This window comes from Arthrobacter sp. H20, assembly GCF_000520515.1.
In the GTDB taxonomy this organism is placed as follows: domain Bacteria; phylum Actinomycetota; class Actinomycetes; order Actinomycetales; family Micrococcaceae; genus Arthrobacter_D.
The window spans coordinates 68889-77283 of the sequence record NZ_KI914714.1; the positions used below are offsets into that span (position 1 = coordinate 68889).

At 64.8% G+C, this 8395-nt stretch carries 8 protein-coding genes; 5 read left to right on the plus strand and 3 right to left on the minus strand.

Translation table 11 applies throughout. The features are described from left to right. Positions 1-23 precede the first annotated feature (23 nt). Positions 24-1151: a phosphoserine transaminase gene (serC, locus tag Y703_RS0104105; protein WP_026551696.1), complete on the plus strand. Its 1128-nt coding sequence runs from the start codon at positions 24-26 to the stop codon at positions 1149-1151. Positions 1152-1161: 10 nt separating this feature from the next. Here the strand turns inward: serC and Y703_RS17850 are convergent, their stop codons facing one another. Genes Y703_RS17850 through Y703_RS0104120 form a run of 3 tightly spaced genes read right to left on the minus strand, consistent with a single transcriptional unit; the run spans position 1162 to position 3353 of the window. Beyond that, entirely contained in the window at positions 1162-2445 is a 1284-nt protein-coding gene (locus Y703_RS17850) for an MFS transporter (RefSeq protein WP_051427292.1), read from the minus strand. A 48-nt stretch (positions 2446-2493) separates the two neighbouring features. Further along, positions 2494-2961 carry a DUF3027 domain-containing protein gene (locus Y703_RS17855; protein ID WP_051427293.1) on the minus strand — a complete coding sequence of 156 codons (468 nt, stop codon included), beginning with the start codon at positions 2959-2961 and terminating at the stop codon, positions 2494-2496. A gap of 8 nt (positions 2962-2969) precedes the next feature. Next, positions 2970-3353 carry a cold-shock protein gene (locus tag Y703_RS0104120; protein WP_026551697.1) on the minus strand — a complete coding sequence of 128 codons (384 nt, stop codon included), beginning with the start codon at positions 3351-3353 and terminating at the stop codon, positions 2970-2972. Positions 3354-3536: 183 nt separating this feature from the next. On the opposite strand from Y703_RS0104120, the gene Y703_RS0104125 reads away from it, so the two are divergent. The 4 genes from Y703_RS0104125 to Y703_RS17865 form a co-directional block, all read left to right on the plus strand. Next, a complete protein-coding gene (locus Y703_RS0104125; RefSeq protein WP_026551698.1) occupies positions 3537-3800 on the plus strand; it encodes a hypothetical protein in 264 nt (87 codons plus the stop codon). Positions 3801-3873: 73 nt separating this feature from the next. Next, entirely contained in the window at positions 3874-6321 is a 2448-nt protein-coding gene (locus Y703_RS17860) for a helicase-associated domain-containing protein (protein ID WP_051427294.1), read from the plus strand. Next, positions 6314-7957 carry a DNA repair helicase XPB gene (locus tag Y703_RS0104135; protein ID WP_026551699.1) on the plus strand — a complete coding sequence of 548 codons (1644 nt, stop codon included), beginning with the start codon at positions 6314-6316 and terminating at the stop codon, positions 7955-7957. Before Y703_RS17860 ends, Y703_RS0104135 begins: the two co-directional genes overlap by 8 nt. A gap of 63 nt (positions 7958-8020) precedes the next feature. After that, the coding region (locus Y703_RS17865; protein ID WP_035763776.1) for a response regulator at positions 8021-8395 on the plus strand (375 nt) is incomplete at its 3' end.

The following is an 8395-nucleotide window of genomic DNA, read 5'->3' on the forward strand; positions in this document are numbered from 1 at the left end:
CACGCTTACCCCTTGGAGAGACCATGAGCATTTCCCCGGACCACTTGATTCCCGCTGGGCTCCTCCCCGCCGATGGGCGCTTCGGAGCCGGCCCGTCAAAGGTGCGCGATGAGCAGATGGAAGCGCTCGCTCAGGCCGGCCGTACCCTTTTGGGCACCTCTCACCGCCAGGCGCCGGTGCGCAACCTCGTGGGCTCGGTGAGGGACGGGCTGACCCAGCTGTTCAGTGCGCCGGCCGGCTATGAGGTGGTTCTCGGTGTGGGCGGATCTACAGCCTTCTGGGATGTTGCGTCCTTTGGCCTGGTGCGCCAGAAGGCCCAGCACCTCTCATTCGGTGAGTTCGGTTCCAAGTTCGCGTCAGCGACCCATCGGGCACCATTCCTCGAGGCATCGTCGGTCATCACTTCGGTTCCGGGAACCCGGCCAACCCCTGAGGCGGAGGACGGCGTCGACGTCTACGCCTGGCCGCAGAATGAAACGTCGACCGGGGTTGCGGCTCCCGTCCACCGGGTGGGCGGCGCGGCGCCGGATTCCCTGGTGCTCATCGACGCGACCTCAGCCGCTGGCGGCCTGGCTGTGGATGTCAGTGCCTCCGACGTCTATTACTTTGCTCCACAGAAGAACTTCGCCTCCGACGGCGGCCTGTGGTTGGGCCTGTTCTCCCCCGCCGCGCTCGAACGAGCAGACCGGATTGCTGAGACAGACCGCTGGATCCCCGACTTCCTCAGTCTCAAAACGGCCATCGACAATTCACTCCTGAACCAGACGTACAACACGCCGTCGCTGGCCACCCTGGTGACCCTCAACGCGCAGGTTGAGTGGCTGAACCAGAGCGGCGGCCTCCCGTTCGCCGCGGCGCGGACCGCCGAATCTGCCGGCAGGGTGTACCAGTGGGCTGAAGCGTCCGACGTCGCGACCCCATTCGTCACCCGCGTGGAGGACCGCTCCAACGTCATCACGACGATCGACTTCGACGACACTGTCGACGCCGCTTTGCTGGCAAAGGTGCTTCGCGCTAACGGAATTGTCGACGTCGAGCCCTACCGGAAGCTGGGCCGCAACCAGCTGCGGATCGCCACCTTCGTCTCGATCGAACCGGACGACATCTCAGCCCTGCTCGCTTGCATCGACGACGTAATTGGTCAGCGCTGAGACCTGCTGGTTAGCGCTGCGGGCCGGCGGCGGGTTCCCCGAAGTCAGTCTCGATCCGCAGGCGTCGACGTGGGGCACTGTCATAGCGAAGCCGCAGATGGTGGGCCCGCCAGGCCCAGATCATGCCGGCGAGCGCGGCAGTGATTCCCGCGGCGGCCGCCACGGCAAGACTCCACCGTGGCCCGAAGGTATTGGATACCAGGCCAACGATCGGCGCGCCGATCGGAGTGCCGCCCAGGAAGATGGCGAAGTACAGTGCCATGACCCGCCCGCGCATCACCTGCTCGGTAGTGGTCTGGACGTACGCGTTGGCACTGGTCATCAGCGTGAGTGCGAACAATCCAACGGGGACCAACGTGAGACCAAAGAGCCAGACGGTGGGCGCGAGCGCCGCCGCCGCACAGGCCACACCGAAGGCAGCTGCCGCCCCGTAGATGAACCGCAGGCGTGGCTTGCTGCGCCGGGCGGAGAGGAGCGCCCCGGCGACGGAGCCGACAGCCATTACCGAGGAGAGCACCCCGAACACTCCGGCGCCGCTGTTGAACTCTGTGCGTGCCATTGCAGCGATATAGACGGCAAAGTTAAGCCCGAAGGTCCCGACAATGAAGATGGCCAGCATCACCATCATCAGGTCCGGCCGGTTACGGACATACCTGAAGCCTTCGCGGATCCGGCCCTTTCCGGGCGGGGATTTTTCCAGGACCCGCAACTCGGAGCGCCTGATGGTCATCAGCACAAAGATCATGGCGCCGAACGTCAGGGCGTTGATCATGAATACCCAGCCAGGGCCGACCGCTACCGTCAACAACCCTGCCACCGCTGGGCCAACCATCCGCGCTCCATTGAAGGAGGCACTGTTCAACGCCACAGCATTGGGAAGATAGTCGTCGCGGACCAGCTCCGAAACGAAGGTTTGGCGTGCTGGAGCGTCGACGGCGGAGACAAACCCCAGGGCGAGGGCAAACGCGTAGACGTGCCACAGTTCGGCGACGCTGAGCACCACCATCAGCCCGAGGCCAACACCGAGCACCGCCATCGAGAGCTGGGTAATGATCAGCAGTTTCCGCCGGTCGACCGAATCGGCGATAAGTCCGGCCCAGGGGGCTACCAGGAGCTGCGGCCCGAGCTGGAGCGCCATGACAATCCCCATCGCGGCGGCGTCCTGGTCGGTGAGAATGTCATACACCAGCCAGTCCTGGGCTGTGCGTTGCATCCAGGTGCCGATATTGGAGACCAGCGCTCCGAAAAACCAGACCCGGTAGTTATGGATGTGCAACGAGCGAAACATGCCCATCAGGTGAGTTCCGCTCGGTGCGCTCCACGTCTACCGTGAGTCAACTGGTTATTCGCCTCCCGCGGCGTCAGGTGAAACTGATTCGTCCTTGGCGGAATCTTCGGGGCGCACCCGTTCCGCCCAGGGAACCCAGGGCGGTGACAGGAGCGAGGTCTCCGACGGCAGCAGACCTACCTCAGAGATGGTTGGTTCCTTACCGCGCGGCACCCGCGCCAGGGTGGCGAACCAGTGCCAGCCACCGTAGCCGGGCAGATGAGCAACAAACCGGTGGGTAACCACCCGTTCAGCGTCGGGATAAGCACCCACGTAGGCGCCTACCTGCCCGGGTTCAGCGATTTGGTCGACACCGCTTCGAGCAAACTCCACCGCCTCAGCCAACACCGCATCGGGTTTTGAAGGCTTGCGCGGCGCGCGGCGCTTTGCCGGGACTGCCTCAGGGGGCGCCTCGTTAGCCTCGGCCCTGGGCGCATCAGGGGAGGCTGCCGGGTGCACGACGATTTCCAGGTCGGAGTCCACCGCTGGGCCTACGCGTCCAGGTCGTCGGCAACCGCGCGGAGTACCGCTGCCACCTTGCCGGCGTGCGACTTGTCCGGATACCGGCCGCGCCGCAGACCATTGGAGACGTCATCGAGCAACCTGATCAGGTCCTCCGTGATGACAGCCATGTCGTCGGCGCTCTTCCGGTTTGCCTTGGCCACCGACGGTGGGGCTTCAAGAATGCGTGCTGAGAGGGCCTGCAGCCCCTTACGTCCGTCGGCGACGCCGAACTCCAGCTTGGTGCCCACCTTCACCTCGGTGACACCCGCGGGCAACGCCGAGGCATGGAGAAATACCTCCTGGCCGTCGTCGGTAGCCAGGAAACCAAAGCCTTTTTCAGCGTCAAACCACTTGACCTTGCCAATAGGCACGTCGTTACCTCGTTCTTTAGGTTCTGCGTCGGACGCCAGATTACCGTGCCGATCCCTGCAGGGATCCGGTGCCCCTGGTCATTGCGGCGGGTTAGCGTCTCGTTGGGAAGTCTCTGTCTCCCAGAATATCCTCTTTACCAGTGTGCTTCATGAAGTGGGCATACCTTGTACGCTGTTAGCGTTATGGCTAACACCTCCCCACACCACCTCCCAGACCACAGCCCCCACGGCCCGGAGCGAAACCTGCCGCGGCTGGTCCTCATGATCGCTGCAGTTGTCCTGGCCGCAATCGGGCTGCTGTCCCTTGCCGCAGTATTGGTCACTGCTTTCCTCCAGGGCACCGTGTGGCCGGGCTTCGTTGCTGGCGCCTACGTCTGTCTTCCGGTCGCATTCGTCCTCATGATGCTGATGGTGATCTCGGGAATCCGGGCACGAAAAAGAGCCTGACCGCCTGGTGCTCGCGAGCGTCTAGCGGAATAACCGGGTCACCCCCGTCGACAAACGGGGTAACGTTGACCTAATGTCCGCAATCCGCGATCTGGCCACCGATTTGGCTGCACGGAGCGACGCCCGGCTCCGTGACCTTCTCACAGCGCGCCCGGATCTGATCCTCCCGCCCGTGCCGGATTTCGCGGCACTCGCCGCCCGCGCTTCTACCCGTGTCAGTGTGCAGCGGGCGCTGGAAAACCTCAGCGAACCAGAACTGGATGTGCTCACTGCCGTGCAGCTTTCCACCCACGGTGACTCTGGGCTCAGCACCACAGCGGCATGGCTCCGTCCGGATATCAGCGGGTCAACAGTCAAGGTCCTTGACGGTGTCCTTTCCCGCCTGCATTCCCTCGCCCTGGTCCGGCGGGCCCCGGCTCCCCCTGATGCTCCGGCCGCCGACCGGAACCGCCGGTTCTACCTTCCGGTGGCTTCCCTGACCGAAGCCCTTGGACCCTACCCCGCAGGACTGGGTAGGGACCTGACCCTGCTGGCTCGGCTCCTACCCGGCTACGCCACAGAGTTGCCCTCCGCCGTCGACCGGTTGCGCCGCAGCGGCCTGGATCTTCCATCGGTGAGCACCGCTGATGCCGCGGCCAGTGCACTGCAGGCGGCTGTGTCCTCCCCCGCTGGCTGGGACGCAGTGCTGGCGCTGGCGCCGGAGCGGACCGCCGATCTGCTCAGCAAGTTCAGCGCATCACCTGTTGGCGCGTCACCGGCAAGCGCCGAGGACGATTCCTCGCCGATTCAGTGGCTGATCCGGCATGGTCTGCTCGCCCGCCTGGATCCGGGTCATGTGGAGCTGCCCCGCGAAGTTGGCCGGTCAGCGCGCGGCCACCTCATCATCAAACAGTTGCGCCGCGACCCGCCCGCTCCCGAACTGGTCACGATCCGAAAGAGCTTACGGGACAACGCGGCGCACAGCGCCGTGGCCGAGACTTTGCGACTGGTCACCGATCTGGTGACAGCCGTTGACTCGGCTCCGATCGCCACTCTCCGCTCCGGCGGTGTGGGAGTCAGGGAAATACGTCGCCTCGCCGAAACATTGCGGGTCGACACCGATCAGGCCGCCTGGCTGGTTGAGCTCGGCGCCCTCGCCGGCCTGCTGGTCCTCGATGTGGACACGTCCCGGTGGAGGGTTGAACCGGGCACGCTCTGGCGCGGTCAGGACCGGGTGGAGCAGTGGAACCGTCTCCTCACGTCCTGGCTCGACTCGCAACGGGCCCCTTCCCTGGTGGGAACCCTGCTGACTGCCGGAAGCCCTGTGAATGCGCTGGCCGCGGAGGCCGGTCGTCCCGACGCGCCACACATCAGGTCCCGGATGCTGGCAGCGCTGGCGGCGCTCAGCACCGCCGCAGGCCAGGACAGCGACGGGTCAGTCTCACCGGTGCTCCAGGTCAGCGACGTCATCGAGCGGCTTACCTGGAGCCAGCCCCGGCTGCAGCGACGATTTGCCCGCCTGGTTCCGGGCATGATGACCGAGGCTTCACGGCTCGGCCTGGTGGGCTCTGGCGCGCTGACTGAACTCGGCGCGCTTACTGCCACCGGCCAATACGCCGACGCCGCCACCGTCCTCCGCCGGGCACTTCCTGCCCCACTGCGCCACTTTATGCTCCAGGCTGACCTGACCGCCGTCGCGCCCGGCTACCTTGAACCCGAGGTGGCAACCGAACTGGCGCTCCTGTCCACCCCGGAGGGGCAGGGGCCCGCAAGCATCTACCGATTCTCAGCGGAGTCCCTGCGGCGCGCGTTCGACACCGGGCAGGATGCCTCGTCCATTCTGGCGTTCCTGGCACGCCACTCGGCCACTGACGTTCCACAGCCGCTGAAGTACCTGGTCGACGACACAGCGTCGCGATATGGCCGGCTGCGCGTAGGCCGGGCCCACAGCTATGTGCGCAGTGACGACGACGCAGCGCTCGCGGCGCTGATGACCGACCCCCGCGCGTCTGCACTCGGGCTGGTGCAGCTTGCCCCCACAGTCGTCATCTCCCAGGCCTCCGGGCCTGAACTCACGGCGGTTCTGCGTGATCTCGGCTATACCCCAGCGCTTGAGGGCTCCCCCGCTGCGTCGGGCCCCCGGCGGACGGACGCCACAGCCGGCCCAGGCAAATCGGCTCCGCCGTCATCCCGGGTAGCGCTGAATCCTTGGACACTCACCGACGAGGACATTGCCAACCAGATGGCGACGCTGCGCGGCGCCGGGATCACGTCGGCGGACGGGATGTCGACAGCTGAGAGTGACACGCTCTTCGGTCTGGAAACCCTGCGCAAGGCGATCCGGTTACGCAGCCCGGTCCGGATCGGGTTCGCTGACAGCCAGGGGAATTCGACGCGCCAGGTCCTTGTTCCACTATCGGTATCCGGCGGCCGGGTACGGGTCATCGACCCGGCCAACGAAGTGGAAAAAGTCGTCTCGATTCACCGGATCATGGACGTTGAACTACTGACTATCGACGAAGGGGCAATAACTGATGCCTGACGGCCCACTGATCGTCCAGAGTGACAAGACAATTCTTCTTGAGGTGGACCACGAACAGTCCACCGAGGCACGGCACGCCATCGCGGCCTTCGCCGAGCTGGAACGCGCACCCGAACACGTGCACAGCTACCGCCTGACCCCTTTGGGGCTGTGGAATGCGCGCGCTGCGGGGCTCGACGCCGAACATGTCCTCGACACGCTGCTGAAGTACTCACGATTCCCTGTGCCGCACGCCCTCCTGGTGGACATCGAGGAGACCATGTCCCGCTACGGGCGGCTGCGCCTGGAGAAGGATGAGCAGCATGGGCTGGTCCTGCGGACCACCGATTATCCGGTGCTGGAAGAAGTGCTGCACGCCAAGAAGATCCAGCCGCTGCTGGGCCCGCGCATCGACGGGGAGAGCGTTGTGGTGCACTCCTCCCAGCGCGGCCAGCTCAAGCAGTTGCTCCTGAAGCTGGGCTGGCCGGCCGAGGACTTCGCCGGCTATGTGGACGGTACGCCGCACCCAATCGCGCTGCTGGAGGACGGGTGGACCCTCCGCCCGTACCAGAAGCTGGCGATGGAGAACTTCTGGGCGGGAGGCTCGGGCGTCGTCGTTCTCCCGTGTGGGGCGGGGAAGACACTGGTGGGTGCTGCGGCGATGGCGACATCCCAAACCACCACCCTCATTCTCGTCACCAACACGGTATCGGCCCGGCAGTGGAAGGATGAGCTCCTCAAACGCACGTCACTCACCGAAGAGGAGATTGGCGAGTACTCAGGTGCTGTGAAGGAGGTACGGCCGGTCACGATCGCCACCTACCAGGTGCTGACATTGCGCCGGGGCGGCCTGTACCCACACCTTGAGCTCTTGGATGCCAATGATTGGGGTCTGATCGTCTACGACGAGGTTCATCTGCTGCCCGCCCCTATTTTCCGGATGACAGCTGATCTCCAGGCGCGACGGCGGCTCGGCCTGACCGCCACCCTGGTCCGGGAGGACGGACGAGAGGGCGAGGTCTTCTCCCTGATTGGGCCCAAGCGCTACGATGCGCCGTGGAAGGACATTGAGGCGCAAGGCTACATTGCGCCTGCGGACTGCGTAGAGGTGCGCGTAGACCTGCCCCGTGACGAGCGGGTTGCCTATGCCATGGCCGAGGACGGGGACAAATACCGTCTGTGTGCCACTTCGGAGACCAAAACCGATGTGGTTGAGAAACTCGTTGCGTCACACCAGGGTGAACAGCTGCTCGTGATCGGGCAGTACATCGACCAGTTGGACGAGCTCGGCGAACGCCTGAACGCGCCGGTCATCAAGGGTGAAACGTCAGTGAAGGAGCGTCAGCGCCTGTTCAGCGAGTTCCGGAACGGGGAGATCCACACCCTTGTCGTTTCCAAGGTGGCCAACTTCTCGATCGACCTACCGGAGGCATCGGTGGCCATCCAGGTGTCAGGGTCGTTTGGGTCCCGACAGGAGGAAGCTCAGCGCCTGGGACGGTTGCTGCGGCCCAAGGCCGACGGCCGGGCGGCCCGATTTTACACGGTGGTGGCACGGGACACGATCGATCAGGATTTCGCAGCCAAACGGCAGCGCTTCCTTGCGGAACAAGGCTACGCCTACCGGATTATGGATGCGGCGGACATCCCTCAAGGCTGACATACGGGAAGCTAACACGTTCCGCCCAGCGAACTCCCAGTTTCTGGGAGGATACTGGGAACTGTGAAAAAGACTGGACCAGAAGCAAGACTTCTCGTAGTGGACGACGAGCCGAACATTCGCGAACTCCTCTCCACCTCATTGCGTTTCGCAGGTTTCGACGTCGTCGCTGCCGCCAATGGCCGCGAAGCGCTGGCCGCCGCCGAGACCCACAACCCCGATCTGGCGGTCCTGGATGTCATGCTCCCCGATATGGACGGCTTCACGGTGACACGCCGCCTCCGCGCTGCCGGACGCCACTTTCCGGTAGTGTTTCTCACCGCCCGTGACGACACCGATGACAAGGTAACAGGCCTCACCGTCGGCGGCGACGACTACGTCACCAAGCCCTTTAGCCTGGATGAGGTAGTGGCTCGGATCCGCGCGGTTCTGCGCCGC